We start from the raw sequence: 25930 nt of genomic DNA on the forward strand, positions 1-25930 counted from the left end.
CAGGGTAACATCGGTAGAAAGCAAGGTTGTAAAATGGCTTCAAAGAAGAAAGACGTCCGACCGGTGATCACTCTTCAGTGCAACGACTGCAAGGAGCGTAACTACACTACCGAGAAGAATCGCCGAAACGATCCGAACCGGTTGGAATTCAAGAAATATTGCGGCCGTTGCAAGAAACATACGGTCCATCGCGAAACGAAGTAGTTCGGTAGAGGTGAGGGGTACCTCGCCTCTACAACCTAGGCCAGTGGCTCAATTGGCAGAGCTCTCGTCTCCAAAACGAGCGGTTGTGGGTTCAAGTCCTACCTGGCCTGCCTAAGGCAACGCCGCGCCCAGCGGCGTTTTAGCCGTAAAAACCCGAAGGAGCAAACCCTTGGCTGAGAAAGCGAAGAAAGTCAAGAAACAAGAGAACGCCATCCAGCGGTACTTCCGCGAGACGACGGGCGAACTCCGCAAAGTAAGCTGGCCCACCTGGCCCGAAGCGCGCCGCCTGACCGGACTCGTGTTGCTTGTGATGGTCGCTGTCGGGCTCTTCCTCGCCGGTGTGGATTTCCTCGCCGGAGAATTGTTGAACCTGATCCTCGCGATCTAGTCGAATTGAGAAATTGAGATGGACTTACCGGAACCGCAAGAGCAGATCGAACAGGAACCGAAGGATGAACAGTCCGCAGAGCAGAATGCTCCGGCGGAAAGTTTCGATTCCAATCCGGAACCTGAGCCTGTCTCCGCGCCCGAAACGAAACTCCCCTCGAACCTTCCTCCCGTTGAATCCACTGTCGAGGGACCTGCATGGTTTGTGATCCATTGTTACTCGGGCTACGAGAACAAAGTCCGTCACAACCTCGAACAGCGCATCGAAACAATGGGCATGAAGGATAGGATCTTCGATGTATTCATCCCCATGCAGGAAGAGATCGAGGTGAAGGATGGCAAACGCCGCACGGTCGAGCGCCATATCTTTCCCGGTTACGTTCTTGTGAACATGGTCCTCTCGGAAGAGTCCTGGTATGTGGTGCGCAATACGCCGGGCGTGACCGGTTTCGTGGGCATGGGAAATTCGCCTACACCGCTTCGTCCCGAGGAGGTTGCTCAGATCGTCAAGCGCACCGAAGCCGATTCGCCCACGGTCAAGGTCACGTTTAAGCAGGGCGAACGTGTCCGCATCATCGATGGACCATTCAACGACTTCCGCGGCGTGGTCTCCGAGATCGATATGGAGCGCAGCAAGGTGCGCGTGATGGTCAGTTTCTTCGGGCGCGAAACGCCAGTGGAACTGGACTTTCTGCAGGTCGAGAAGTCGTAGCAGTGTAAGAAAAACCAAATGGACAGTAGCAGGCTCGGATCGAGTCTGATGCGGTGGGAGGGTCTCCCAGAATGACCCGCTAAAACCACACCTGTTCCTGCATTGCAGGTGCAGGCAAGGAGAAAATTGAAATGGCAAAGAAACTGAAAGCAGTCGTACGTCTCCAGCTCGAGGCTGGAAAAGCAAATCCCGCGCCCCCGGTGGGTCCCGCGTTGGCGAGCCATGGCATCAATATCATGGCATTCTGCAAGGAGTACAACGCGCGCACATCGAGCCGCCCTGGTGAAATTCTCCCGGCGGAGATCACGATCTATACCGATGGCTCCTTCACTTTCGTGCTTCGCACGTCGCCCGCTGCGGTGTTGTTACGCAAGGCTGCCAAAGTGGAGAAGGGCTCCGGCACGCCGAACAAGGACAAAGTTGGCAAAGTGACCCGCGCCCAGATCAGGGAGATCGCCGAGTTGAAGATGAAAGATCTCAATGCGATCAACCTCGAAGGCGCGATGTTGCAGATCGAAGGCACCGCCCGCTCGATGGGTATTACGGTGGTTGACTAAATTTGTGGGAGGACGGCTTTGCGCTGTCCGTTATTACCACGGAGGATAAAATGACTAGACACGGAAAGAAATATCTGGCAGCTCTCGCCAAGGTCGATATCGACAAGATCTATCCCGCACAAGAAGCGGTGGCTCTCGCAAAAGAGACGAGCATTACCAAATTCGATTCGACCATCGAAGTCCATATGCGCACGACGCTTGATTCACGCCAGTCGGACCAGCAATTGCGCGATGTGGTTGTGCTTCCGCACGGATTGGGAAAGACCGTTCGCGTATTGGTATTTGCCCAGGGAGAAGGCGCTGCGGCGGCACGAGCTGGCGGCGCGGATTTTGTCGCGGACGACGATGAGTCACTGAAGAAGATCGAGGGCGGCTTGTTGGATTTCGATGTGGCCATCGCCACCCCCGACGCGATGGGCAAGGTCGGCCGCCTCGGTCGCGTGCTCGGTCCGCGTGGTTTGATGCCGAATCCCAAAGCCGGGACCGTCGTCCCTGCGCAGGATATCGAACGCGCCATCAAGGAAGCAAAAGCGGGCCGCGTGGAATATCGTCTCGATAAGAGCAACAATATTCACGTCACAATCGGCAAGGCATCTTTCGATGCGCAGAAATTGTATGAGAATTACGTGGCGCTGATGGAGGCGATCAACAAGTCCCGCCCTTCCGGCGCAAAAGGCAACTTTATCAAGCGCATTACGGTTGCCTCCACCATGGGCCCGGGCGTAAAGGTCGACCCGGGCGAACATATTGAAGGAGCCGGATAGCAAGATATCCGTTAATTCCGAGTAAACCACTTCGCCAATGACGGCGGGCGTTTCAGCAGAAGGTTGTGCGATGTATGTGACCGCTGCGGGAACTTAATATCCTGCTCAGGTGAGGACCCAGTAGCATATTCCAGCGCCTCCGCGCTGTTCTCCCGTGAGGGAGTGCGAAAAAGTCTTTGCCTGCGAGAGTGGCAAAGACTTTTTTGAAAGGAGGTGAACCCTTTGGCAATTTCAAAACAACGCAAGGAAGAGGTGATTGCCCAGTACAACGACTGGGTCAAGCGCAGCCAGGCAGTGATTCTCGTGGAATATACTGGCGCGAACATGAAATCGCTCGATAATCTCCGCGCAAAGATCCGCGAATCCGGCGGTGAATTCCATGTGGTCAAGAACACGCTTGTCCGCCGCGTTTTTGCGGATAACGGATGGGATGTGCCCGGCGACCTGCTGGTCAAATCCACGGCTGTTTCGTTCGCGTTCGCAGACCCCGCTTCCACGGCAAAAGCCCTGACCGATGCAACAAAAGGCAACGAATTCGTAAAGGTCAAAGGCGGTTTCATGGCTGGCAAGGCTATGAACTCCGCCCAGGTCAAGGCATTATCTGACCTGCCGCCACTGCCCGTCATGCGTGCGACGCTACTCGGCGTTTTGCAGGCTCCGGCTGGCAAACTCGTCCGCACGCTCGCAGAGCCCGCGCGTGGATTGGCTGCCGTCATTAAAGCGCGCACCGAAAGCGCGCCGGCAGTTGCCTAATTTTACCGAAGCGAGTCCATCTCGCAACTTTGAATTACACAAACCGTTTCTTAGCTAGGAGTGCTAACCAATGTCTGACAAACTCGCAAAACTCGTGGATGAACTTTCCACCCTTTCCGTTCTCGAGGCGGCTGACCTCGTGAAAATGCTCGAAGAAAAGTGGGGCGTTTCCGCCGCCGCTCCCGTGGCTGTCGCCGCCGTCGCCGGGGCTGGCGCTGCCGCCGCCGAACCCGTGGAAGAGAAGACCGAGTTCGATGTGGTCATCAAGGATGCAGGCGCCAAAAAGATCGACGTCATCAAGGTCATCCGCCAGTTGACCAGCCTCGGTCTCGGCGAAGCCAAAGCGCTCGCCGAAGCCGGTGGCTCCAAGGTCCTCACTGGTGTAGGCAAGGAGGCCGCCATGGACGCCAAGAAGAAACTCGAAGAAGCCGGCGCCCAGATCGTCGTCGAGTAAACCCTTTCAAAAATGCAAGCAAAAGATGGCTTTTCAAGAGCCATCTTTTTGTTTAACCAGTACCCATTTCCCATTCGCGGTGAAAAGGGAAGTTCCTATAATTCTCGCCAGTGGTCTGACCACCAGACCAAAAAATTATGAAAATCGAACGAGTTTCCCACAAACCCCTTGCCGAGACGGTGGCAGGTGAGCTTGCCGCTTCTCTCTTGAACGGGAGTCTGGCTCCCGGCACACAACTCCCGCCTGAGCGCGAGTTGATCGTCAAATTCGGCATCAGCCGGGCCACCCTGCGCGAAGCGCTCAAGATGCTCGAAAAACACAGCCTGTTGGAGTCGCGCCCACACGTCGGCTGGTTCGCGCGCGAGGTCAACGAATCGAACCTGACCCGGGCGAAGGAACTGGCTGGAAGGAATGGGAGACAGGCTGAAAGTCCGGCTCGAAGCGAGCCGCCCACGAGTCCGATCCGGGTACCGATCGCATCCGATAAGCCGATCCGCATCCCAAACTTGCATAAGGACCGCCTCGGGACGTTCGACTTCATCTCATGGTGGGATCGTGATAAAGTCCAAAACGCAAGGGTCATGGTCATCGGCGCAGGCGCGCTTGGCAACGAGGTCATAAAAAACCTGGCTTTGATGGGTGTGGGGCATATCTTCATCGTGGATTTCGATAAGATCGAAATGGCGAACTTGAGCCGCTCAGTTCTCTTTCGTGAAACGGATAGCAACCGCAGTAAAGCGGAAATCGCCGCTGCGCGCGCGAAAACCGTCAATCCACAGGTGCATGTTCAGTATGTGAACGGAGATATCACATCCAAAGTCGGGCTGGGGGTCTTCCGCCGCATGGACGCGGTCATCGGTTGTCTTGATAACCGCGAGGCACGCCTGGCGGTGAACCGCTTTTGTTACTGGGTAAACAAACCCTGGGTGGATGGCGCAATCCAGGAACTGCTTGGTTTGGTGCGCGTCTTTGTGCCGGGTCAGGGCGCATGTTATGAATGCACCCTGACCGAGCAGGCACTGCGAGATTTGTCACTTCGTTATTCATGCCCATTGCTTGCCCGGCAAAACGTTCTCCTGGGTAAAGTTCCGACTACGCCGACCATCGCCTCGATCATCGGCGCGATGCAATCGCAGGAGGCGTTGAAACTGATCAACAGCATGCCCGTCGAGCCGGGCAAGGTGACCCACTTTAACGGCATGGTCAACGAAATGCACACGACAGCCTATGTACCGCGCGATGATTGCGAGTCCCATTGGACGTATGGGACGATCACAGAACTTCCCGCCCGCGCCGAACGGACGACCCTCGACGATTTGCTCCGCATCGCCTGCGCGGACCTCGGGCTGAATGCTGTAATCGAACTGGACCAGGAACTTGTCACGAAATTCGAATGCCCGAACTGCAAAACGGTCGAGGAAGTCTTGCGCCCGCTCGGTGAAGTCTCGTTGGAAGCCGGGCATTGCCCGAACTGCGGCATTTTGCGCGAGGCTTTTCTGACCCACGTCATCACCGGCGAAGAAAAATTCCTTCATCGCACACTGGCGAGTGTCGGAGTGCCGCCCCTGCATATCATCCGCGCTCACAACGGCGAGGAATACCGCTTTTATGAACTGACCGGCGATCTCGATCAGGCGCTTCATTTTCATGATTTCGAGACGCGGATCGGACTCGAAGACAAGAAAGAGATGCGCATCCGGATCAAAGAAGCGCCGCTTCATATCAAAGATATAAAGACATCCCCGGTCTTGCGGGTGGGCTCGGGACGAATCCGTCTACGGGACGAGAAATGATATGAATGCCCGAATGTCCGTTCATGCCGCCATGACAAGCGATACCTCAACCTCCTCGTATTCTCCAGGTTTCCTTCGCAGACTGGTGGGATGCCTGATGTTCGTTCTGATGATCGCGGGTTTCATCGCGTTGATCCAAAGGTATCAGGAAAACCTTACTCCGTTCCTGATGATTATCTTTGCCGTTCTCGCCGTCGGACTTGCGTCTGGTTCCGCGCCCCGCGCCAGTTTCTATGACCGGCCCGGTTGGATTTCGTTCCTGGTCATGCTGATCCTTCTACCGATCGGTATGCTCGCCCTGGGTTTTTTTACAAACTGGCAGATTGGTATCGGTCCGCTCGAACCCTGGCTCGACGGGGTGTTGGATCATGAACAGATTGCTCAACTTGGGAGCGCGTTGATCGTGGCTGTAATTTCCCTGGCCGCCTGGAGGAGAAAACCCCCAAAGATCGGGCGCGAGTCATCCGTACCTCATCAATCGGTGAATATGAGGGAATCGGTGAAGGTTCCGGTGCCTGCCCGTTCCAATGGAAATATTCGTTTATTGCGCGGACGCGCCTCGAACGCGCCGATTTCTGCCCGCATAGGGAATCTGTTTCCCCGCATTAAATCTTTGCCGGGATTCCGTTGGGGAAGGCGCGACAGGCCTGTATCGCTATCCTTCAAGAACAAGGGAAGCCGATTGGGATATCAGCGATCCAGACGCAAACCCAACGTGCAGGTCTCGTTGTACGAAGTCCACCGCTGTCCCTATTGTCTGGAGGAAGTCAAACTGACCGATCCGCGCGGCGTGAAAAAATGCGAGATTTGCAATACCGTGCATCATGCGGACTGCTGGGATGTTACAGGCGAATGCCAGGTCCCACACCTCAATACCTTGTGAACGGAGACTCGACATGTCCGACCTGAATGTAACCATAGTTCTTCCAAGCGGCGGCGCGCGCGCAGCGGAGATTCCCGACGATGTGCCGGTTCGCGATTTGATGCCTGAGTTGGCTTCGTTATTGGAACTTCCCACCGTCGGTCCGGATGGACGCCCGATGGGATACCGTCTCGATAGTAAAGCCCTCGGCAGGGAATTGAAAGAGAACGAGACTCTTTCCGCAGCGGGAGTTCCTGAAAACGACCGCCTCATGCTGACCGCAGACATCACAGCCGGAAGCTTCGTTTCTGTCGCCGGGAGCCCGCGCATGAGACGCCTGAAAAACGATTACGAGCTCATGCAGGAGATCGCCGCCCGCAGCGACTTGATCACTTTCAAGGCTGTGGATGCCCGCCCGGGAGTCCCGCCCGAACGCTATATCGTGACCTTCGCCTGCAAGAGCATCATCGGCATCGATTCATCGGGCAGACCAAAATATGGAAACAATCATCAAGTGGAGATCTACCTGCATACTCAATACCCGCAGCGCTGGCCGGGCATGAAGTGGATGACTCCGATATGGCACCCCAACATCAATCACCTGAACGGGAGCGTGTGTATCGACGCTGCCTGGTGGACCGCAAGCCGTTCTTTGGACCGTCTGGTCGTCATGTTGGGAGAAATGCTCCAGTGGAAGAATTTTCACGACGACCCGACCAAACCTCCGTTCCCGTGGGATGCGGATGCGGCGCGCTGGTCCCGCGAATATCGCAAGAAACATCCCAATGAGTTCCCTGTGGACCGTCGTGAACTCCTCCGCCCGGAACGAGTAAAGATAAAACCGGTGGAGAAGAAGAAATCGCCGGTGATCAAATTGAAATAGTCATCGTTGCGCGCTTACAAAGTTTTGTATTTGAGAATTAGTGAAAAGGAGAAAAATATGTCCGATATACCTGTCACCCTGGTTCTACCCTCCGGGGGCACCCGCACTGCCGAGGTTCCCGATGATGTAGTCGTGAAGGATCTTATTCCGGAATTGACCACGTCCCTGGAACTGCCCACCACCGGACCCGATGGAAGACCGATGTCCTATCGGTTGGACAGCAAGGCACTTGGTCGCGAACTGAAGGAGACCGAAACGCTCTCCCAGGCGGGAATCCCGCAAAACGACCGGTTGATGATGACGGCCGACGTAACCGCCGGTTGACCTTCAAGGCGGGCTGCTCCAGCTCGCATGGAACAGCCCGCCTCATTAAAACACTGGATCATCGAATGACTGGTAACGGAATTCGCCTATCCACCCCCATTAGCGCGAGACCGATACGAGCCTGCATGCCACTGGCTCGGTCGAAGCGCTGGGTCTCGGTCCACGAAAGCGATGGAAGGCAACCGCTTGTCAACGTCTTTCTATCGCAGCCCGCATATACCCGCATCCTCATTCATTCGACCGGCGAATTGGACGATGAAGTAGGCGGTGCACTGGTTGGATTGTGGTGCATGGATCGTGATTCCGGCTCGCAGTTCGTGGTGGTCCAGCACATGCTTCCCGCCCGGCACACCCGGCAGGGTAGCGTCTACCTGACTTTCACGCAAGACACCATCGTAGATTTCCATGATGAGATCGATAGGAATTACAGCGGAAAGCGGATCGTCGGCTGGTATCACACCCATCCGCGCATGGGAATTTTCCTTTCCCATTTTGATACATTCCTCCACAACAATTTCTTTCCCGAACCCTGGCAGGTGGCACTGGTGGTGGAGCCTCATAGTTCAGTTGCCGGATTTTTCATCCGCCAGGAAGGAGGACATCTTGACCCCTCTCGTTACTTCGGGTTTTACGAACTGAATGGAAACTTGGGCAGGAGCATGGTGAATTGGCGAAACCTGCTTGGCGACGAGCAGGAAATGCAAGGAGTTGATTATGAGTAGAAGAATGCGAACCTATTTTTATGCAGTTCTCGGCGCTATCGGCGGCTTGATCGGTTGGCAGGTCAGCGACAACCTCGGGCTTTCAATCGTCGCAAATCTATACCTGAGCGAAGTTCTTGTCGGGGGATTGATCGGCCTGGTCATCGGTTTGTTCATCGGCATCACCGAAGGCTTGCTCACCCAAAACCTGGTGCAGGCGTCAAAGTCCGGTCTTTTTTGCGCGTTTCTTGGCGCTCTTGCCGGGGGCATCGGGCTTCCGCTCGGTGAATTTCTCTTTCAGGCAGTCGGTGCGGGCATCCTGGGCCGCGCACTCGGCTGGGCGGTCTTCGGGTTGATGCTTGGTCTCGCCGAAGGCATCACTGGCAAAAGTCAGGCGTGGAAGGGAATGTTGGGCGGTCTGATCGGCGGCGCACTCGGCGGTGTATTGCTCGAAAGCGCGCACAATTGGCTTGCCGATCCGCTCACCGGCAAAGCTGCTGGTCTCGTATTTCTGGGCGCATCGGTCGGGGCATTTATTTCCCTCATCGTTGTACTGCTTGCGCGCGCCTGGCTCGAAGTCACTTCTGGCAAACTCAAAGGCACCGAGTTCATCCTCGATAAATTTATGCGCTCCGGTCATCCTGCGGTCGCCATTGGGAGTTCTCCGCTCAAATCCGAGATTGTCCTGCCCGATCCCGACATCGCCCCGCAACATGCTATGTTGACGGGGGATGGCAGAAGCTTCACGCTGAAGGATATGAGTTTGGCGGGCACATACATAAACGGAAAAAAGATTCAGGCCACGCATCTCTCGAATGGGCAAAAGATACGCATGGGCAACACCGAGATGGTCTACCATGAAAAGAGGTAGCATGAAAAAGAATCCCCTTCGCCTCATTCTAAACTTTATCCTGGCCGGATTTCTCGCTATGTTCCTTACGCCGATGGCTTTCGCGCAGGACGATCTCCAGATCCGCATCACACAGGTGGATAATTCCAAATTCCCGAACGTGACCGTCTATGTTTCGGTGACGAACTCCGCTGGTGAGCCGGTGGGCGTGGATCCCACGTCCATCCAAATTTCCGAGAACGGCGAGCCGATGCAGTCGGTGGATATCCGCGGTGGCGGGGAAAGCGGGGAAGGGCAGGCAGACCCTTTGACCACCATGTTGGTGATCGACATCTCCGGCAGCATGGATAAAAACGGCAAACTCGATGCCGCAAAAGACGCCGCCAAGGCCTACGTGACGCAAATGCGCGCAGGTGACCAGGCCGGGTTGATCACCTTCGATACCAAGACCTATTACGTCCAGCAGGTTACGACCGATAACGCTGCGATGATCGCTGCCATTGATGGACTGGTCACCGGCGGCGATACCAGCATGTATGACGCCTTGATCGAAGCGGAAACCGCCCTCGCAGGCATCGAAGGGCGCAAAGCCATCATCGTCCTCGCGGACGGACTGGATAATCACAGCGCTGCCACGCCCGACGATGTCATCGCGGCGATCGGCCCGAGCGGGTTGACCATCTCCACCATCGGCTTTGGCGATCCCGGCACTTCTGCTCAAGCGGGATTGGATGAACCAGCCATGAAATTCCTGGCGGAAAAATCAGGCGGCCTGTACAGTTTCGCCAACGATCCGCAGGCGTTGACGGCATTATATGAACAGTACGGCCGCGCGTTGCAAAGCGAATACGCCCTAACTTACGGTTCCCCGTCCACCTTGCGCGACGGCGTGAATCGTGATTTGACAGTGTCGATCTCGTCTGTCGGTGTCTCCACCGAAGGGAACTACAATCCGGGCGGCGTCCTGCCGGAAGTGGCTCAAAGCTCGTTGACGTTGTTCGCCATGATCCTTGGCGGCTTGCTTCTGCTGTTGTTGATTCCCATCGTCATCTCACGCGGAGGCGACCTCTTCGGCGGTTTTAAAGGATTTAAACGTAAGGGAAGGATCAAGCTGTCTCAAACCGCAACGGGAAGCAGGAAGCCACAAATCAAAATTAAATAAGAAAAAGCGGCGCACAGAAATGTGCGCCGCTTTTTGATCAATAAAACTCAGGGATATTGGGCTTGGAGTCTTGAAGTCTCTAGTTTTGTCGTTCCATCCTGCGGATGACCATGACGACTTTGCCTTTGATGTCCAGCGCTTCGTTCTTTTTGACCAGGATTGGTTTGAAAGCGGGGTTCGCAGGCTGGAGGCGAAAGCCATCCTTCTCCTTGTAATAATATTTGAGCGTGGTCTCACTGCGTTCGGGAAGCCAGACCGCCACCATCTCGCCATTGCGGGCGTCCTGCGCAGACTTCAGGATGACAATGTCGCCGTCGTTGATCATAGCGTCGATCATCGAGTCACCTTGAACCTGCAGGGCAAAGAGGTCTTTTCCTTTTTCCCGCGCGGGCATCAGGGACATGGCGATCTCAACCGAATCTTCAGGTGTAAAAGGGGATTCCGATGGTACAAGGATGGGTTCACCAGCCTGAATGACGCCCATGAGCGGGACACGAAGCATATCACCGAGAGGATTATTACCGCCAGTGAGTCTCATCCCTCTCGAAATCTTACGGTCGCGTTCGAGCAAACCTTCCTTTTCGAGCTGGTCGAGGTAGTAATTTACCACTGAAGTGGAGGAAATATCGCAATTTTCCCCGATCTCACGGATGGAAGGGGGGTGCTTGTGCTCGCGTTGGTAGGACGCGATAAAATCCAAAATTTTCCTGTGGCGATCCCCGATTCCTTTGCTTTTTCGAACCATCATCATATCGAGCCTCCTGCCAGTGGGCTGGCGCGGGTTACGAGCATTCTTCGCTCATTTGTGCTAGTTATAATGATACTCGAACGCCTGTTCTGTGTCAAGGATTTTTGGGGGGAAATTTAGAATCACACCCAGGTCCGGCCGCGCATCCAAATGTACATCCCAATCGGCAGGCCAAGGAGAATGATCATGGTGGCCGTAAATGCCTGCTGGCTCGTCCAGCCCATAAGATTGGCAATTGGTTCGAAGAAGTTCATGCCGAAGAAACCGGTAATGAAGGTGATCGGCATGAAGAACGTCGTAATCACGGTCAATACCTTCATGATCTCATTCATGCGGTTGTTTGTCACGGAGAGATAAGTATCCAGCGCGCCTGTGACCAGGTCCCGCAGGCTCTCGTTCAGGTCGTGCAGTCTGACGAGGTGATCGTAGATATCACGGAAGAAGACCCGGTCGCGCGGGTCGATCACGCGGTAATCGTCGCGGGCGAGCTTGTTCAGCACTTCGCGCTGGGGGAGCAGGATCCGCCTCATCGTGAGTAGGATGCGTTTGAGGGCGAAGATCTGCTCGAGGATTTCAGGATGAGGCTTATCAAAGACTCTATCCTCGATTTGATCTACTTGCGCGTCGATATCCTCGATGAGCGGCATGTAACTCATTACGAGCGCGTCTACAATCCGATACAGTAAATGATCGGCGCCGTCTTGCACGTGGCGGATGTCGCGCTGGCAGGCGATCCAGGTGTCTTCGACGGCTGTCAGCAATTGATCATGGAACGTGATGACATAGTTCTGACCGAGAAAAATATCCAACTCGTCGATCTCAGCGTCGAACACCCCGTTTTCCTGCCGGTAGTTCAGGATGCTTAGGACGATGTAAAGATAGTCGTCCCAATCATCCACTTTAGGTGTGTGGGTTTCCTGCAGTGCGTCGTCGATGGCGAGGGGATGGAAGCCGAAACTGCGCAGGATCGGCTCCGCCTCCTCCTCCGGTTCGCCGATAAAGTCCACCCACAGCATCCCCCTCCGGTCTCGGATGAGGCGGGGGAATTCCAATGGCGGGATATCGGTTCGGACGGGATGTCCGGGCTTGTAGTAAAGGGAGCGAATCATGGTGACCTCTGGGTGGATTGAGAATTTTGATGAGGAAATCAATAATCTTGAAGGTTGTATTGAAATTCCTTATTTGTACTTGACAAATAATAAATAATGGGTATAATTTTATTAGGATTTGAGAGATAGAAATTGATTTTTCGCAAATCCGGCTAAAAAATCTTTATTTTTTATTGAAATTTTGCCTTTTCCAGCCAATTATATATCGGAGAGACCCATTATGCGACCCGCGCCATCTCGTTGCCCGATCTGCCAGTCTGAAATGGAAGTTGTCCGCCTGCACTGCTCCAGTTGCGACACCTCGATCGAGGGTCAGTTCGCGATGGGGCAATTTTCCAATCTGTCTCCCGACCAGGTGGAATTCGTGATCTCATTCGTGCGATGCGAAGGCAAGATCAACCGCATGGAGCAGGAGGAGCGCTGGGGGTCGTATCCCACCATTCGCAACCGCCTGCATGAAGTGATCCGTAAACTCGGCTTCGAACCCGGTAAAGACGAACTGCCGGATGTGGACGATGATACCCGCAGGGATGTCATTGCCGAACTCGAAGCCGGGAAGATCACAGCCGATCAAGCCATGCGCATCCTGCGCGGCGAGGAGGAATAAGTCATGTCCAAGACGATCAATGCGGGAAGAACGCCCAGGATTGAGATCGAGTCAATCGGCGGCGACCTCAGTCTCGTAGGTTGGGAAGGGGACGACATCCTTCTCAAAGCCGATGACGATGAAATGCGCGTCAGCCAGGACGGTGACTTTGTGCAGGTATCCTATGATGACGATCTTTCGATACGTGTGCCGAAAGGCGCGAACGTGAAGATCTCCAATATTGGCGGCGACGCTTCGATCCGCGGCGTGATGGGCGGGATCGAATTGATCAGTGCCGGCGGCGACCTTTCGATGCGGGACGTGAATTCCGTGACCATCGAAACGGTTCATGCGGACTTCAGCCTGCGCGGCGCGAAAGGGAGTTTGTCCATCCGGAAAGCGGATTCGGACGTTTCCATCCGCGATGTGGATGGGAATGTAGCCCTCGACTCAATTTCTGACGACCTTGCCCTGCGCGATGTGCGCGGCAATGTGACCGCCAATGTGGGCGAAGATGTCGTGATGTATCTGAATCCCCGACCTGGCTATTCGTATAACGTCAATGCCGGGGACGATATCCTGCTTGTGATGCCCCCGAGGGCGAACGCCGTACTTTCGATGAGCGGTGACGAAATCCATATGGATTGGGAAGGCGTTGAAAACGTCGACGACTCCACCAATCGAAGCGTTACGCTTGGCGACGGTTCAGCGCAGATCAATCTCAGCGCGGGCGGCGACATCCGCGTCTCGAACCGGTCGGATGCGGGCGACTCGGCGGAGGATTTCGGCAATTTCGCCGGTATGGGCATGGACTGGTCCGGCTTTGGCGAACGCATCTCCCGCCGCGTGGAGCAGGCGACCGAACGGGCTCAGCGCAAGATCGAAGCGGCAAACCGGCGCATAGAACAGAAAGTCCGTGCGGCGGAAAAGCGCGGCCGCGGAAAAGTTGCTCTTGGCATCGGTCGTTGGAATTGGGATTTTTCGCCCAAGGGCGTTCCCGTTCCGCCCAAGGCGCCGGTTTCAGATGAAGAGCGCCTTGCGATTCTGAAGATGCTTCAGGATAAGAAGATCACCGCGGAAGAAGCGGAAAAACTTTTAGCGGCATTGGAAGGAGGCTCGTAATGTCTTCTGAAGAGCGCAGGAAAATTCTTCAAATGGTTGCGGATGGAAAGATCAGCGCGGAAGAGGCGGCGACGCTGATGCGCGCGCTCGACGAATCGGGGGAGGAATCGGATTCGGGAGAACCGGAGGTCATTGAGGTCGGACCCGTGACCGGTGGGGAAAGAAGCGATGCTCCTGAGTTCGACGAAGTCCGCATGAGAGCGCATCGTTTTTCCGGAGCCTTCCTCTGGATCGGCGTCTTGATGACCGTCTTCATTGCTTGGTGGATGTTCAGCGTCCAGCAAAACTCCGGGTTGAATTTCTGGTTCTATTGCCTGGGCATGCCGCTTACGCTCGGCATCATGTTGATCGCGCTTGGCGCGGGAAGCCGCACATCAAGGTGGCTGTATGTGAATGTGGACCGGACCCGCTCGAAAGACCAGGATGGTCCTCGTAGAATTTCGCTGGCGTTTCCGCTGCCATTGGGTTTTGCGGCATGGTTCATCCGCACATTCGGCAGCCGCATCGAAGGTTTGAAGAATACGAACGTGGACGATGTGGTGACGGCGATCTCGCTGGCGAAGAATGTTAGAGACCCGCTGATCGTGCATGTGGATGACTCGGACAGCGGCGAGCATGTGCAGGTCTTTATAGGATAAAAATGGAAACCATCAAGAAACAACCTTTACTAAGCGGTTTGTTGATCCTGTTCCTGACGGCGATGATCTTTGCGAACATCGGCGGGAACATGTACGACGGTTTGTTGCCGTTGTACTTGAAGGAACTGAGCGCGGATATTACGCAGATCGGTCTGTTCTTTACGCTGGCGCAGATCGTGCCTTTGTTTTTGCAGATCCTTGGCGGCTGGGTGTCGGATTCGCTGGGTCGCTTGCGCGCCATCGCCATTGGCAGCGTCTTTGGCACGCTTGGGTTCATCCCGATGGTCCTTGCCGATACATGGCAGTGGCTGCTTCTTGCAACGGCGTTCGGCGCGGTTGCACGTTCCCTGGTCGGACCGAGCTTCGATGCTTTTATCGCCGAACATTCCAGTGAGCAGAATCGCGGCAAAGTATACGGCATCTCGCAGGCGATCTTTATGGTTGTAACGGTTGTCGGTCCTCCCCTTGGGGGTTGGCTGACCGGCACATACGGTTTCAAGTTCATGTTGTTCGTGGCCGGTGTCTTTTATTTCATTGCAATGATCATGCGCTTGAGCATGGCGCGCGAAGCGGCAAGGACTCAAAAGGCGAACGGCGAGCACAAGAAATTATCTTTCACGAGCCTGAAGAGCAACCTCGGTTCGATGGTCGGATTGATTTTTTCAGGCGGCTTGATTACATGGATGTTGGTCACTGACGGCTTGCGCGACGTTTCCTTCCAATTCTCGGGAAATCTCTTCCCGGTCTTTATGCAGGAATCCGGCGGTTTGACCTACCAGCAGATCGGCTGGGTGACCTCGATGTTTGGCATCTTTATGATGTTGAGCACCTTCCCCGGCGGTTGGTTGTCGGACAAGGCAGGGGAACGGATTTGCATCGCTCTTGGCATGGGGCTGCTTTCTGCGGCTTTGTTCATCCTGGTCAATATCCCGCAAGGCGTGCAATATCAATGGCTGTTCTTTGTCGGCTGGGCAGTTGCCGGGTTGGGCGCGGGGATTTCCGGTCCCGCCTATCAATCGTTGATCAGTAAGGCGGTGCCGAAAAACCTGCGCGGGTTGGCGTTTGGGTTGTTCAGCACCAGTCTGGGAATCCTCTCGCTCCCGGCACCATGGATCGGTGCGCAATTGTGGCATAACTTCGGTCCGACCGCACCTTTCAAGATCACAGCATTCGTCCTCCTGCTTTCGGTCATTCCGATCTGGTTGAAGTTCAAACTTCCCAGGACGGAGGAAAAATCCGAAACAGACACGCCAGTGGAAGATAAAGTCGCCATCGCGGCGGGATAGGAAAAACACCAGGCTCGAACGGCGAAAGGAGAAACGGTTATGGCAAATGTCGAAGAAAGAATGAAAATATTGAAATTGATCGAGGAAGGCAAGATCAGCGCAGAGGAGGGCGCAAAACTCCTCTCCGCGCTGAGCGACTCGCGTCGTGGCGTTCCCGCGCCACCGCGTTCGCCTTCCGCGCCGGGCGGAGCGCGCATGCTGCGCGTGCGGGTCACCGATACCCGCACCGGGCGGTCAAAGGCATCCGTTCAAATTCCTCTGGCTTTGGTGGATGCCGGACTCAAGATCGGCGCGCATTTTGCTCCGGAGGTCCAGGGCGTGGACATGAGCAATGTGATGGAAGCGCTGCGCATGGGCGTAACAGGAAAGATCATCGATGTCACCGACGAGGAAGACGGTGAGCACGTCGAGATATTCGTTGAATGAAGAAAGGCGAGTGTGAAATGTTATCTTACGGCCTATATAAGTTGATGCAGTAAGCAGGTTCCGCAACCGTCCTGAAAGCGGAGGGTGGGCATGATTGTACAAGCCCAATGCCGACGGACGGTGGTTATTTAAGCCAAGAGAATCGAACAGGAAAACACTTTAAATGGAAACCACAACGACCAAAGGACCCACGGGCATGTTCGGATTTACCATCGTCTGGCTTGGGCAGATTGTTTCCGTACTTGCCAGTGCCATGAGTCAGTTCGGTCTTACCATCTGGATGTTCCAAAAGACCGAAAGCGCCACTGCGCTGGGGTTGATGCAGGTCTTCTTCATCACTCCGTTTCTATTGATCTCTCCGATCGCCGGGGTGATGGTGGATCGTCACAACCGCAAGATGATGATGATGGTCAGCGACCTGATGGCGGGGATTGCAACCATCATCATCCTGATCTTCCAGTCGCTCGGCATTCTTGCATTCTGGCATCTGTATTTTGCCTCGATCATCTATGGTTTGGGTATGGCGTTCCAGTGGCCTGCCTATTCCGCCGCGATCAGCACCATGGTGCCGAAGGAACAATACGCCCGCGCCAACGGGATGATGTCCCTGGTGGAGGCGGGTCCAAATGTGGTGGCTCCTTTGCTGGCTGGAGCTCTCCTGCCCGTGATCGGTTTGACCGGTATCCTCCTCTTTGATGTTTTTACCTTTCTATTTGCCATTGGGGCATTGATGATCGTGCATGTTCCACAGCCGGAACGCACCATGGAAGGTGAACAGGGCAAGGGGAGTATCTGGAAAGAGGCGGCGTACGGATTCAAATATATTTTCACCAGGCCCAGCCTGCTTGGTTTGCAGTTGACGTTCTTTGTCGGGAACCTCTTCGCAGGAATTGCATATACACTGGTTGCCCCGATGATCCTTTCCCGCACGGATAACAACAGCCTTTTGCTCGGCTCGACCCAATCGGCGGGAGCGATAGGCGGGTTGATCGGCGGCATCGCCATGAGCGCATGGGGTGGATTCAAACGCAGAGTGCATGGGGTCTTGATCGGTTGGATGATCTCCGGGATTGGCATCGCGATTCTCGGCCTGACGGGGGGATTGCCTGTCTGGATCGCAGGTAGCATCATTGCCGCCATCGTTATTCCGCTTGTTAACGGTTCCAACCAGGCGATCTGGCAATCCAAGGTTGCACCGGATGTGCAGGGACGGGTCTTCTCCGCCCGTCGTTTGATTGCATGGTTCACAAATCCAATTTCGCCCATCATCGCTGGAACTCTTGCAGACTTTGTGCTCGAGCCGCAAATGCGCACAGCCAGCGTTTTTGCCGAAACTTTCGGAAATCTGGTCGGGACTGGTCCCGGCGCAGGCATGGGACTGATCATCTTTTTCTGCGGTGTGTTCAGCGTCTTCGTCGGCCTTGCAGGATATTTCATCCCAGCCATCCACAACGCTGAATCGATTTTGCCGGACCATGATCAACTGGCGAAAGCCGGAACGGAAGCCGCAGCGGCGTAAATGAAAAACTAATCGAAAGCCGGACGAATCTTCGCCCGGCTTTTATATTTTCCTCGAAGAATATTCTTTTGTTCTTCCGCCTTGACCCGGACCTCAAACCTTCGTGGAGAATCGAAACATCTCCAACCCGAAATAGACCTGCCGCCGCGTAAACGTCAGGCCGCTTTTTTCCAGAACCCGTTGAGAGGCGATATTTTGCGGATCGGTCAAACCGATGATTTCGTCCAGACCGATCCGGTTGATGCCAAAAAGCACCGTTTCACGCGCGGCTTCGGTGGCGTAGCCCCTTCCCCAAAATTTTCCACTCAACAAATAACCGACTTCTGTCTCATTTGTATCGGGTAAAAATTCCAAACCGCACCATCCCATGAGTTGCCCCGAATCCGCCAGAGTCACCGCCCAATGCCCGTAACCGAACTTTGCCCAATGGTCGAGTTGATGTGCCAGGTAACGTTCGGTCTTTTCCATCGACCAGGCAGTCCTGGTGGGAAAGTATTGCAGGATGCCCGGCTCCTGTGTAATGGAGAAGAGGGTTTCCCGGTCGTCCAAGATAAACTGCCGGAGAATCAAGCGTTTGGTGTTGAGCGTAACTGGGCTGCTGATAGTGACCATTTGCATTCCTATCGCTTAAGATATACTTTCATCGAACTGCATTATTTTTCGATCAAAATTGGAGAACTGAATGAATATTGCGATCCTTGGTACGGGAGGCGTGGGCGGATATTTCGGCGGGAAGCTTGCCCAAAGCGGACAGGACGTCACGTTCATCGCGCGCGGAGCGCACCTCGCATCCATCCGTGAGTCGGGTTTGCGTGTCGATTCGGTGGAGGGTGATTTTATCATCCGCCCTGCAAAGGCAACCGATGATCCCGATGCGATCGGCGTTGCAGATTTGATCCTTCTTTGTGTCAAAGCCTGGCAGTTGGATGAAGCCCTTTCGAAGATGAAACCGTTGATCGGAAACGAAACCATGATCCTGCCGCTTATGAATGGCATGGAACACATGGACAGGCTTCTCACTGAATTCGGCGCAAAGCATGTCCTCGGCGGATTGAGCCGCATCAGTTCTTTCATCGAAGGACCGGGACACATTCGTCATGTTGGCGTTTCGCCTTACATCGCTTTTGGCGAGTGGGATAATTCTAAAAGCGAACGAATTCAAAATCTGAAAGGGATGTTCAAATCGGTAAACGGATTAAACGCAGAAAACCCGGCAGACATTCAGGCTGCCATGTGGGAGAAATTCATCTTCATTTGCGCAACGAGCGCCGTCGGCGCATACACCCGCCAGCCTGCGGGCGGATATCGCGGCGATCCTGAATCGCGCGCCATGCTGAACAGGGCATTGGAGGAAACGGCAGCTGTCGGCCGCGCCCGAGGAGTTCCAATTGCGGATGATTTCGTGAGGCTCACCATGCAGCGCATCGACAATCTTCCGCCGCACACCATTGCTTCGATGCACAAGGACATCGTCGAAGGCAGGCCCTCCGAATTAAATGAACAGACCGGCGCTGTGATTCGCATGGGAAAGATGTTGGGCGTTCCGACCCCAACCCACGAAAAACTTTACGCCGCGCTTATCCCTCTTGAAAAAAAAGCTAGAAATCTCTGATCTCCACGTCCTGCTCACTGCATCCCACTCGACCTACCCAAATTTCCAGTTCCATCCCATCCCTTTCACCGATACACTCCCACCAAGCGCCCGCTAGAATGAGCGCCAAGGAGTAAACCCATGAGCAAAAATATCTTTAGTGACCTTTCCCAATCCATGGCAGACGCCGCAGAAAAAGCGGGTAAATATACAGCCTTGGTGGACGCGCGTCGCCGCATACCCGCAAGCGGAATCGCCATCGCAAAGGATACGATTCTCACTGCAGGTCATGTCGTGGAGCGTGAAGAGGATATCAAGATTCTATTTGGCGACGGAAACGAAACCAGTGCCCGCCTCGTCGGTCGGGACCCGGGGACGGATCTCGCGGTCTTGAAATTGGACTCCGCCTCAGCCTCTCCCGCCGAAGTCGCGAAAACACCCGCGCGCGTGGGACAACTTGTCCTGGCGATTGGCCGTCCCTCTGCGAACGGCATCGAATCCAGTTTTGGCATCATCAACCGCATTGCCGGACCCGTTCGTACCGGGCGCGGCGGCATGTTGGATAGTTACATCAAGACCGATGTTGTCTCCTACCCCGGTTTCTCCGGCGGACCGCTTATAAACGGCGAAGGCGAGACGCTTGGCATCAACACCTCCGGCTTCGGGATGGGCGGCGAAGCTCTCACGATCCCTACCGATGTGGCATGGAGGATTGCCGATACCCTTGTCAAACACGGCAAGATCAAGCGCGGATACATCGGCATCCGCAGCCAGACCGTAAATATTCCTGCTGAATCACGGGGCCAGTTGAGCGGCGGACAGGAAACAGGCTTGCTCATCGTCGGCATCGAAAAGGACAGCCCAGCGGAGAAAGGCGGCTTGATCATTGGCGACATTCTCGTTGGCGTGGCGGGGACGGCGGTTGAGCATCATGATGAATTATTCTCCCGCCTGAGCGGGGACGTGGTCGGCAAGTCCACGCCGATGGACGTATTGCGCGGCGGAAAGCTGCAAACGATCAATGTGGTTGTGGGCGAGAGATAGGAATTGGGGTGCGAAGTCTCCAGACTTTGCACACTGCAACGACAGGAGTCGTTGCACTCCAATGAGCGCTTCATGATCCACGTAACCATCGTCTCTCCCAACCACGCCCTGCGGGTCGGTTTGCGTGAAATGCTGGCAGACCGTGCTGGCATACGTGTGGTGGGGGAGGCGGCGCGGATCGCGGACGTGAACGAACGGGAAACCGAGGTGGCAATACTCGCCTCGGTTTCTTCCGTTCAGGGCATCGAAAATATGAACGTCGGGGTGCTCTTCCTCACCGAGGATATCGATTCGTTGCGGGCGTCCCTTTCGTCAGGAATCCGCGCGTGGGGCGTCTTATCTGCAGAAGCGGGCGCGGAGGAAATGTCGGCGGCGATTCTTGCAGTGGCAGAGGGGCTGTGGGTGGGCGCGCCAGGCCTGGTCGAAGGATTGATGCGCCTGCCAAAGGGCAGGGAAGGCTCGGGAGATGAATCGCTTCCAGAGACGCTTACCGCCCGCGAGAAGGAAGTCCTCCAAAACATGGCGGAGGGGCTGGCAAATAAACAGATCGCCTTGGAGCTCGGCATCAGCGAGCATACGGTCAAGTTCCATCTTTCGGCGTTGTATGCCAAGCTGGGTGTCGCGAGCCGCACCGAAGCTGTGAAACGGGGGATCGAACTGGGTTTGATCTCGTTGTAATTCTTATCCGTTTGTAATGCATCCAGAATAAAGGGCGGGTAAAATTTTCGGGACTCAAGAGTCTATAGTTCATGCCGCGCGAATATCACTACACTTGGGAGTGGGACCTGGCTTCTTCGCCTGAAGCGCTCTGGCCCCTCGTCTCGGATACGAACCGCTTCAACCGCGATACGGGCTTGCCGCCCATGCAGCTGCTGGGAATTCAAAACCGCGTCAAACGGGTCAAATTCAATTTACCGCTGATCGAAATCATCTGGGATGAAGAACCGTTCGAATGGACGTACCCGTATCGCTTCGGGATATTGCGCCGCTATCGAACCGGTCCCTTGCTCGAAATGCGCGTGGATTGCCGCCTTGAACGTCGCGGCGAAGGCACCCATCTTGCCTATGAAGTGTGGGCGACCTCGCGGAATTTTTTGGGCGATATTGCCATCCCGTTGGGGATTGGATTTGTCAGCGCGAGACGATTTGGAGACGCATTCACGAAATATGACCGCATCGCCTCGAACCCGGACCTGAGTCTGACCGCCAGCCCCGGGCGAAATCTCAGCCCGAACGGCTCCTCCCGTCTGCGAATCCTCAGCGAGCGGCTGCAATCGGGGCAAGGGGACTCTCAAACCCTCGAACGTCTATCCGAGTATCTTCAGCGTGCAGACGATATATCGATTCAACGCATGAGACCCTACGCCCTCGCGGATGGTTGGGGCTTGAACCGTCGAACTGTTTTGGAGACTTTCCTGCACGCCACACGCGAAGGGATGCTGGACATGTACTGGGATCTGCTGTGTCCCGAATGCCGCGGCGTGACCGAGGACCATCGCAAACTGGGCGACTTGAAAGTACATTCGCACTGCAACACATGCCAGGTCAGTTTCGATGCGAACTTCGACAGGAACGTGGAAGTGATCTACCGCCCGAATTCATCAATCCGCAAGGTGGATGCAAATGTGGAGTTCTGTGTGGGAAGCCCGCAACGACAGCCGCATATTATCTTTTCATTGGTCGTCCCGCCGCGCGAGGAATTGCCCTTCAATACCATACTCGCGCCGGGGCGGTATCGTTTATCGGCTTCCGGTCTCGAAGGTTCACAGACCCTGCTCGCCTCTGTGAACGGAGCCGCGCGGATGGATTTTCGCGCCGATAAGCTCGGCTGGTCAACCCAGTTTTTGGATATTGGGTTGTCGCCGAACATCCGCCTGTTCAACGACACGGAGTTTACACAAACCTTCCAACTCGAGCGCGTGACCTGGTCTGACCAGGCGGCGACCGCGGCGGATGTGACCACGCTGCAGGTCTTCCGCGATCTTTTTTCGAACGAAGTCCTGCGTGCGGGCGAGGAGATCTCCGTCGGTTCGATGACTCTGATGTTCACCGACCTGCGTAATTCCACCAGGTTATATCGCGACATTGGCGATGCTTCGGCCTTTGGAAAGGTGCGCGAGCATTTCAGCATCATCGAGGGGGCAGCCGCAAAGGAAGACGGCGCCATTGTCAAGACCATGGGTGATGCCGTCATGGCGGCGTTCCGAAAACCGGTTTCGGCTGTGCGCGCCATCTGGAACGTGCAAAGGGAGTTGACCGCGCGCGGCATCCCGCCTCTGACCATCAAGGTCGGTGTCCATCATGGACCGTGCATCGTGGTGAATCTAAACGACCGGCTCGATTACTTCGGCTCGACGGTCAACATCGCGGCGAGGCTCCCGCACTTTTCGGCAGGCGGCGAGTTGATCCTCTCCGGAGAGATTCGCAACGACCCTGAAGTGCTCGAATTCCTCGAAAAGCACGCTGCGCCCAATTCGGTTTCGAGATTTCAAGGCGAGATCCGCGGAATCGACTCCGCCAAGGAGATGTGGCGGGTGAGGATTTAGTTTTTTTACTTTGGATAAATAGGAACTCACTCCCAAGCACACAGGAGTGAGTTCATTTACTTACGCAGGTTTCTTTCTAAATATCAACTTTAGAATAATCCACACGATCAACACAGGCGGACCGAAGATCGGCAGAAGGACGACGAAGAACCAGATAAGCAGGTCGGCGATGTTCTGGTAGGCATGAGTCAGGACTTCGATGGCTTCCTTGAGAGTCTCACCGGGCTCCCAGATCGGTTTTGGCATCGGCACGGGCTCCAGCGTGGGCAATTGCGGCTCGAGTGTGACGGTGATGGTCGAAAAGGCGGAGCGGTCATCAAGGTAGTTGATGCGCCCTTTGATCTCTTCGATCTGACGTTCGATCTCCGACAATTGTTGGTTGATGCGCAGAGCCTCATCCACGTTCTGTGCCTGGTCGAGGAAGGATTTGATGCGGTCGCGTGTCGCTTCGAGGTTGACGAGCTGGGACTGCAAATCCACATATTGATCAGTTACGTCCTCGCCGGATGCGTTCTCATCCATCACCTGCAGGGCGAGATTCCGCATGCGGTTGAGGGCGCGCTCGAACTGCGTCACCGGAACCGCGAAGGTAATCGTGGCGTATTTGTAATTCTTACCGTCGGCGTAAGGTTGGTTCCAAACTCTCGAACTGACGATATATCCGCCAGTGTCGCCCACGATCTGCGTGATACGCTCGATGGCATTGTCTGGATCCTCCACCAGCAGGCGCATATCCGCGGACTTGATGACGAGATGCGTGGTCAGTGCGGCATCGTTCTCCGTCCCGGTTTCGTAAACATACCCTTCCTTCAATCGGGATTCAGAATCCGCCCCGTCCTGCGTGTCGAGCTGCTGCTCCGCTTCGACAGCGGCGGCTTCAGTGGCGGCTGCTGCTTGCTCCGCAAAACCGGTCGGCTGTTCTTGTACGGCTGGCGCGCCGCAGGCGTTCAGGACCAGCATTCCCAGCAACAGGAATACCGGCAGCGATGTGATTCGTGATTTCATTTCATCCTCCGTTTTGAATATGGACTTTCGGCGTTATTCAAGTGACGAGCATCGAGGTGGAAATGTTCCTACGTCATAATATTCCTCCTTCCTATATAAAAAGTCCGCACAGATTCGGCGTATCTGCGCGGACGAATGTCCATCTCATCTTACGGATTTGAGGAGGCTATTTCAATAACACTGTAGTCTGGATTTTTCCCGCACGTTCATGCCGGGCGGAAAGTTTGACCTTTGTCCCTTTCTTCGCCTTGATGGTCCATTCCACTTTGAGGCGGTCGGAAGAACCGTATCCCGGTTCAAAAATAAAGGAAGCGGGAATTTGATCCCTGCCCTGGAGTTCGCCGGGTTCTTCGCGCTCTTTGCCTGAGATCACCTTCGCGCCTTTGGGCATTTGAATCTCTGCGATCACGCCGCGCGAGACCTTGCGCTCGAGCGCCTTTTTTGAGACGTAGGTCGGCAGCCAGCCCCGGTTTTCCACCACAAGACGGATATTGTAGGTATCCGCTCCCAGCGGGGTGACGGTCACGTCGCGCAGACCAAGCTCGGGCGCGATCAGAGCGTGCCAGATGATCCACTCGGGGAAGCGCTGAATCTCTTGCTCTAAAAATTCAAGGGGAACATTCGACCACATGTGAAGGAAGTCCCAACCGCCCAGCTCCAGTTTGCCCAATTGCGGGTGGTCGAATTCGTACCAATCCACGTAGCCTTTGCCCTCGAGGATGGTGTCATTCCATTGCAGGATTTTGATGTCATCTTCCACGGGGTGTTCGCGATACCAGTCAATGTACTTGGCGTCTGTGATTCCAGCCTCTTTGACGGGGTTCCAGAATTCCACCGTCCACGCATAGATGCCGCGGTGTTCGTATGTCCATTCGTCGAAGGCGCCTGTAGTGACCTGTTTTGGATGATAACGGAATTCATGGTACATGGATATATCCGGGTAGCCGGTAATCTCTTTGCCTTTCGAACCGATCTTTTGAATCGTCCAGAGGTCTTCTGGGATTTGCTCCTCATCGGGCTTTTCCGGCATGCCGCGCAGGAGCACCCCGCTGAAAGTGTGATACGAAATGGTGCCGGTGATGTTGCGGTTCTCGAGGATGAAGCGGACGAGGTTAAGCGCCTCCGGTTCGCTGGTGGGGAAGTCGCCCGCGCCATGCTGCTCGGACTCGCTGCGCCAATTCGCCGGGAAGTTCCGGTTCAAATCCAGCCCTTCTTTGGGCGGGTTGACTTTGATGGTAACGCCATCGTAATTTTTCATGAACCCTTCGGTCAACACGCGGTAATACTCGCCGCCAACTTCCGCAGGGTCGCGCCGTATCAACAGGCGTGGATGATCGGGATGTACCTTCCATGCGCCGTTCGGGTCTTTGATGCGCATCTGCAAAATACGCCCATCGCCATCCACGTCTTCCCCGGCTTCCAAGCCTTCGATGGCGTTCTCCACATACGGGTAGGGGCGGGTGCTCGAACGAATCTCCTTCGGGCGGTCTGCAAGCGCCCACTCCGCGCCATCGGGATTGACCCTGGGCACGATGTAAAACGCCCGGGTATCAAGCGCGCGGGTCACAGATTCATCTTTTTTATGGCGTGTCACGAGCGAATCGATGAGATACAACGCCGCTGTAGATCCCGTCACCTCGGAGGCGTGCAGGTTCGCATCCACCCAAAGCGCGGGCTTGTCCCGATCCTCCCCGGTTTTGAAATTCGTGATTCTCAACAGCCAGACATCCCTGCCTTCATAACTCTTCCCAATGGACTCCAGGCGGATGAGGTTTGGGTATTCCTTCGCATACGCCTTAAGGATGCGGGTCATTTCATCGTACCGGTGGAACCGGTCGAACTTTACGTTTGGCATATAAGCTCCTCTGGTCAATGTCTCCTGCCTGCTGTTCACTTTTCACTTT

29 protein-coding genes and 1 tRNA gene are annotated in these 25930 nt (G+C 55.1%); 25 read left to right on the plus strand and 5 right to left on the minus strand.

The window, feature by feature from the left end; all coding sequences use genetic code 11:
* The first annotated feature begins 33 nt into the window (after positions 1 to 33).
* From rpmG to HS100_10135, 15 genes are all read left to right on the plus strand, one after another.
* Positions 34 to 204, plus strand: a complete 171-nt coding sequence (gene rpmG / locus HS100_10065; protein ID MBE7434251.1) for a 50S ribosomal protein L33 — start codon at positions 34 to 36, stop codon at positions 202 to 204.
* Positions 205 to 241: 37 nt separating this feature from the next.
* Positions 242 to 314: transfer RNA gene (locus tag HS100_10070), tRNA-Trp, on the plus strand.
* A gap of 101 nt (positions 315 to 415) precedes the next feature.
* On the plus strand, positions 416 to 592 hold the full coding sequence (gene secE / locus HS100_10075; protein MBE7434252.1) for a preprotein translocase subunit SecE: 177 nt from the start codon (positions 416 to 418) through the stop codon (positions 590 to 592).
* Between the two features lie 18 nt (positions 593 to 610).
* Complete coding sequence (gene nusG, locus HS100_10080) at positions 611 to 1303, plus strand: transcription termination/antitermination protein NusG (protein MBE7434253.1); 693 nt, start codon at positions 611 to 613, stop codon at positions 1301 to 1303.
* Between the two features lie 131 nt (positions 1304 to 1434).
* A complete protein-coding gene (rplK, locus tag HS100_10085; protein MBE7434254.1) occupies positions 1435 to 1860 on the plus strand; it encodes a 50S ribosomal protein L11 in 426 nt (141 codons plus the stop codon).
* Between the two features lie 50 nt (positions 1861 to 1910).
* The gene (locus HS100_10090; protein MBE7434255.1) at positions 1911 to 2624 is read left to right on the plus strand and encodes a 50S ribosomal protein L1; all 714 of its coding nucleotides are present in this window, start codon (positions 1911 to 1913) and stop codon (positions 2622 to 2624) included.
* 222 nt (positions 2625 to 2846) lie between these two features.
* Complete coding sequence (locus HS100_10095; protein MBE7434256.1) at positions 2847 to 3377, plus strand: 50S ribosomal protein L10; 531 nt, start codon at positions 2847 to 2849, stop codon at positions 3375 to 3377.
* Between the two features lie 70 nt (positions 3378 to 3447).
* Positions 3448 to 3831: a 50S ribosomal protein L7/L12 gene (rplL, locus tag HS100_10100; protein MBE7434257.1), complete on the plus strand. Its 384-nt coding sequence runs from the start codon at positions 3448 to 3450 to the stop codon at positions 3829 to 3831.
* A gap of 137 nt (positions 3832 to 3968) precedes the next feature.
* Positions 3969 to 5624, plus strand: coding sequence for a ThiF family adenylyltransferase (locus HS100_10105; protein MBE7434258.1), 1656 nt, complete (start codon positions 3969 to 3971; stop codon positions 5622 to 5624).
* Position 5625: 1 nt separating this feature from the next.
* A complete protein-coding gene (locus HS100_10110) occupies positions 5626 to 6507 on the plus strand; it encodes a hypothetical protein (GenBank protein MBE7434259.1) in 882 nt (293 codons plus the stop codon).
* 13 nt (positions 6508 to 6520) lie between these two features.
* Positions 6521 to 7369, plus strand: coding sequence for a hypothetical protein (locus HS100_10115; GenBank protein MBE7434260.1), 849 nt, complete (start codon positions 6521 to 6523; stop codon positions 7367 to 7369).
* Positions 7370 to 7426: 57 nt separating this feature from the next.
* Positions 7427 to 7693 carry an EsaB/YukD family protein gene (locus HS100_10120; GenBank protein ID MBE7434261.1) on the plus strand — a complete coding sequence of 89 codons (267 nt, stop codon included), beginning with the start codon at positions 7427 to 7429 and terminating at the stop codon, positions 7691 to 7693.
* Positions 7694 to 7818: 125 nt separating this feature from the next.
* Positions 7819 to 8415 carry a hypothetical protein gene (locus HS100_10125; protein MBE7434262.1) on the plus strand — a complete coding sequence of 199 codons (597 nt, stop codon included), beginning with the start codon at positions 7819 to 7821 and terminating at the stop codon, positions 8413 to 8415.
* Entirely contained in the window at positions 8408 to 9265 is an 858-nt protein-coding gene (locus HS100_10130; protein ID MBE7434263.1) for an FHA domain-containing protein, read from the plus strand. The genes HS100_10125 and HS100_10130 overlap by 8 nt, the downstream gene beginning before the upstream one ends.
* A gap of 1 nt (position 9266) precedes the next feature.
* Positions 9267 to 10406 carry a VWA domain-containing protein gene (locus HS100_10135; GenBank protein ID MBE7434264.1) on the plus strand — a complete coding sequence of 380 codons (1140 nt, stop codon included), beginning with the start codon at positions 9267 to 9269 and terminating at the stop codon, positions 10404 to 10406.
* A 79-nt stretch (positions 10407 to 10485) separates the two neighbouring features.
* Here HS100_10135 and lexA read toward each other — a convergent pair whose 3' ends face one another.
* Both lexA and corA read right to left on the minus strand, forming a co-directional pair.
* A complete protein-coding gene (lexA, locus tag HS100_10140; protein MBE7434265.1) occupies positions 10486 to 11157 on the minus strand; it encodes a repressor LexA in 672 nt (223 codons plus the stop codon).
* 119 nt (positions 11158 to 11276) lie between these two features.
* Positions 11277 to 12263, minus strand: coding sequence for a magnesium/cobalt transporter CorA (gene corA, locus HS100_10145; GenBank protein ID MBE7434266.1), 987 nt, complete (start codon positions 12261 to 12263; stop codon positions 11277 to 11279).
* 220 nt (positions 12264 to 12483) lie between these two features.
* Between corA and HS100_10150 the strand changes: the two genes are divergently transcribed.
* The 6 genes from HS100_10150 to HS100_10175 all read left to right on the plus strand — a co-directional run bounded on the left by HS100_10150 (position 12484) and on the right by HS100_10175 (position 17840).
* The gene (locus tag HS100_10150) at positions 12484 to 12870 is read left to right on the plus strand and encodes a DUF2089 domain-containing protein (protein MBE7434267.1); all 387 of its coding nucleotides are present in this window, start codon (positions 12484 to 12486) and stop codon (positions 12868 to 12870) included.
* 3 nt (positions 12871 to 12873) lie between these two features.
* Positions 12874 to 13971, plus strand: a complete 1098-nt coding sequence (locus tag HS100_10155; protein ID MBE7434268.1) for a hypothetical protein — start codon at positions 12874 to 12876, stop codon at positions 13969 to 13971.
* Positions 13971 to 14609 (plus strand): hypothetical protein, encoded by a 639-nt coding sequence (locus HS100_10160; GenBank protein MBE7434269.1) that lies wholly within the window; start codon positions 13971 to 13973, stop codon positions 14607 to 14609. Before HS100_10155 ends, HS100_10160 begins: the two co-directional genes overlap by 1 nt.
* A gap of 2 nt (positions 14610 to 14611) precedes the next feature.
* Complete coding sequence (locus tag HS100_10165) at positions 14612 to 15895, plus strand: MFS transporter (protein ID MBE7434270.1); 1284 nt, start codon at positions 14612 to 14614, stop codon at positions 15893 to 15895.
* Between the two features lie 39 nt (positions 15896 to 15934).
* Complete coding sequence (locus HS100_10170; protein MBE7434271.1) at positions 15935 to 16321, plus strand: hypothetical protein; 387 nt, start codon at positions 15935 to 15937, stop codon at positions 16319 to 16321.
* Positions 16322 to 16517: 196 nt separating this feature from the next.
* Positions 16518 to 17840, plus strand: a complete 1323-nt coding sequence (locus HS100_10175; GenBank protein ID MBE7434272.1) for an MFS transporter — start codon at positions 16518 to 16520, stop codon at positions 17838 to 17840.
* Positions 17841 to 17933: 93 nt separating this feature from the next.
* Here the strand turns inward: HS100_10175 and HS100_10180 are convergent, their stop codons facing one another.
* Positions 17934 to 18452 (minus strand): GNAT family N-acetyltransferase, encoded by a 519-nt coding sequence (locus HS100_10180; GenBank protein ID MBE7434273.1) that lies wholly within the window; start codon positions 18450 to 18452, stop codon positions 17934 to 17936.
* A gap of 70 nt (positions 18453 to 18522) precedes the next feature.
* Here HS100_10180 and HS100_10185 point away from each other — a divergent pair, with 70 nt between their 5' ends.
* The 4 genes from HS100_10185 to HS100_10200 all read left to right on the plus strand — a co-directional run bounded on the left by HS100_10185 (position 18523) and on the right by HS100_10200 (position 23021).
* On the plus strand, positions 18523 to 19452 hold the full coding sequence (locus HS100_10185; protein ID MBE7434274.1) for a 2-dehydropantoate 2-reductase: 930 nt from the start codon (positions 18523 to 18525) through the stop codon (positions 19450 to 19452).
* A 120-nt stretch (positions 19453 to 19572) separates the two neighbouring features.
* Positions 19573 to 20475: a trypsin-like peptidase domain-containing protein gene (locus tag HS100_10190; protein MBE7434275.1), complete on the plus strand. Its 903-nt coding sequence runs from the start codon at positions 19573 to 19575 to the stop codon at positions 20473 to 20475.
* Positions 20476 to 20547: 72 nt separating this feature from the next.
* Positions 20548 to 21153 carry a response regulator transcription factor gene (locus HS100_10195; protein ID MBE7434276.1) on the plus strand — a complete coding sequence of 202 codons (606 nt, stop codon included), beginning with the start codon at positions 20548 to 20550 and terminating at the stop codon, positions 21151 to 21153.
* 71 nt (positions 21154 to 21224) lie between these two features.
* Positions 21225 to 23021, plus strand: a complete 1797-nt coding sequence (locus HS100_10200; GenBank protein ID MBE7434277.1) for an adenylate/guanylate cyclase domain-containing protein — start codon at positions 21225 to 21227, stop codon at positions 23019 to 23021.
* 60 nt (positions 23022 to 23081) lie between these two features.
* Here the strand turns inward: HS100_10200 and HS100_10205 are convergent, their stop codons facing one another.
* Positions 23082 to 24026 carry a DUF4349 domain-containing protein gene (locus HS100_10205; GenBank protein ID MBE7434278.1) on the minus strand — a complete coding sequence of 315 codons (945 nt, stop codon included), beginning with the start codon at positions 24024 to 24026 and terminating at the stop codon, positions 23082 to 23084.
* A 166-nt stretch (positions 24027 to 24192) separates the two neighbouring features.
* The gene (locus tag HS100_10210) at positions 24193 to 25881 is read right to left on the minus strand and encodes a carboxypeptidase (protein ID MBE7434279.1); all 1689 of its coding nucleotides are present in this window, start codon (positions 25879 to 25881) and stop codon (positions 24193 to 24195) included.
* Positions 25882 to 25930: the final 49 nt, after the last annotated feature.

The organism is Anaerolineales bacterium (assembly GCA_015075725.1).
Taxonomy (GTDB): Bacteria; Chloroflexota; Anaerolineae; order Anaerolineales; family Villigracilaceae; genus Villigracilis.

What these genes read in the sequence shown, in the direction of transcription:
- HS100_10180 (MBE7434273.1), bottom strand. Translation starts at nt 18,452, where the DNA reads ATGGTCACTATCAGCAGCCCAGTTACGCTCAACACCAAACGCTTGATT.
- HS100_10120 (MBE7434261.1), top strand. Translation starts at nt 7,427, where the DNA reads ATGTCCGATATACCTGTCACCCTGGTTCTACCCTCCGGGGGCACCCGC.
- HS100_10135 (MBE7434264.1), top strand. Translation starts at nt 9,267, where the DNA reads ATGAAAAAGAATCCCCTTCGCCTCATTCTAAACTTTATCCTGGCCGGA.
- HS100_10155 (MBE7434268.1), top strand. Translation starts at nt 12,874, where the DNA reads ATGTCCAAGACGATCAATGCGGGAAGAACGCCCAGGATTGAGATCGAG.
- HS100_10175 (MBE7434272.1), top strand. Translation starts at nt 16,518, where the DNA reads ATGTTCGGATTTACCATCGTCTGGCTTGGGCAGATTGTTTCCGTACTT.
- HS100_10115 (MBE7434260.1), top strand. Translation starts at nt 6,521, where the DNA reads ATGTCCGACCTGAATGTAACCATAGTTCTTCCAAGCGGCGGCGCGCGC.
- lexA (MBE7434265.1), bottom strand. Translation starts at nt 11,157, where the DNA reads ATGATGATGGTTCGAAAAAGCAAAGGAATCGGGGATCGCCACAGGAAA.
- HS100_10150 (MBE7434267.1), top strand. Translation starts at nt 12,484, where the DNA reads ATGCGACCCGCGCCATCTCGTTGCCCGATCTGCCAGTCTGAAATGGAA.
- HS100_10110 (MBE7434259.1), top strand. Translation starts at nt 5,626, where the DNA reads ATGAATGCCCGAATGTCCGTTCATGCCGCCATGACAAGCGATACCTCA.
- HS100_10200 (MBE7434277.1), top strand. Translation starts at nt 21,225, where the DNA reads ATGCCGCGCGAATATCACTACACTTGGGAGTGGGACCTGGCTTCTTCG.
- HS100_10105 (MBE7434258.1), top strand. Translation starts at nt 3,969, where the DNA reads ATGAAAATCGAACGAGTTTCCCACAAACCCCTTGCCGAGACGGTGGCA.
- HS100_10160 (MBE7434269.1), top strand. Translation starts at nt 13,971, where the DNA reads ATGTCTTCTGAAGAGCGCAGGAAAATTCTTCAAATGGTTGCGGATGGA.
- rplL (MBE7434257.1), top strand. Translation starts at nt 3,448, where the DNA reads ATGTCTGACAAACTCGCAAAACTCGTGGATGAACTTTCCACCCTTTCC.
- HS100_10185 (MBE7434274.1), top strand. Translation starts at nt 18,523, where the DNA reads ATGAATATTGCGATCCTTGGTACGGGAGGCGTGGGCGGATATTTCGGC.
- corA (MBE7434266.1), bottom strand. Translation starts at nt 12,263, where the DNA reads ATGATTCGCTCCCTTTACTACAAGCCCGGACATCCCGTCCGAACCGAT.
- nusG (MBE7434253.1), top strand. Translation starts at nt 611, where the DNA reads ATGGACTTACCGGAACCGCAAGAGCAGATCGAACAGGAACCGAAGGAT.
- HS100_10165 (MBE7434270.1), top strand. Translation starts at nt 14,612, where the DNA reads ATGGAAACCATCAAGAAACAACCTTTACTAAGCGGTTTGTTGATCCTG.
- HS100_10205 (MBE7434278.1), bottom strand. Translation starts at nt 24,026, where the DNA reads ATGAAATCACGAATCACATCGCTGCCGGTATTCCTGTTGCTGGGAATG.
- HS100_10130 (MBE7434263.1), top strand. Translation starts at nt 8,408, where the DNA reads ATGAGTAGAAGAATGCGAACCTATTTTTATGCAGTTCTCGGCGCTATC.
- HS100_10170 (MBE7434271.1), top strand. Translation starts at nt 15,935, where the DNA reads ATGGCAAATGTCGAAGAAAGAATGAAAATATTGAAATTGATCGAGGAA.
- rpmG (MBE7434251.1), top strand. Translation starts at nt 34, where the DNA reads ATGGCTTCAAAGAAGAAAGACGTCCGACCGGTGATCACTCTTCAGTGC.
- HS100_10090 (MBE7434255.1), top strand. Translation starts at nt 1,911, where the DNA reads ATGACTAGACACGGAAAGAAATATCTGGCAGCTCTCGCCAAGGTCGAT.
- HS100_10125 (MBE7434262.1), top strand. Translation starts at nt 7,819, where the DNA reads ATGCCACTGGCTCGGTCGAAGCGCTGGGTCTCGGTCCACGAAAGCGAT.
- rplK (MBE7434254.1), top strand. Translation starts at nt 1,435, where the DNA reads ATGGCAAAGAAACTGAAAGCAGTCGTACGTCTCCAGCTCGAGGCTGGA.
- HS100_10210 (MBE7434279.1), bottom strand. Translation starts at nt 25,881, where the DNA reads ATGCCAAACGTAAAGTTCGACCGGTTCCACCGGTACGATGAAATGACC.
- HS100_10195 (MBE7434276.1), top strand. Translation starts at nt 20,548, where the DNA reads ATGATCCACGTAACCATCGTCTCTCCCAACCACGCCCTGCGGGTCGGT.
- HS100_10190 (MBE7434275.1), top strand. Translation starts at nt 19,573, where the DNA reads ATGAGCAAAAATATCTTTAGTGACCTTTCCCAATCCATGGCAGACGCC.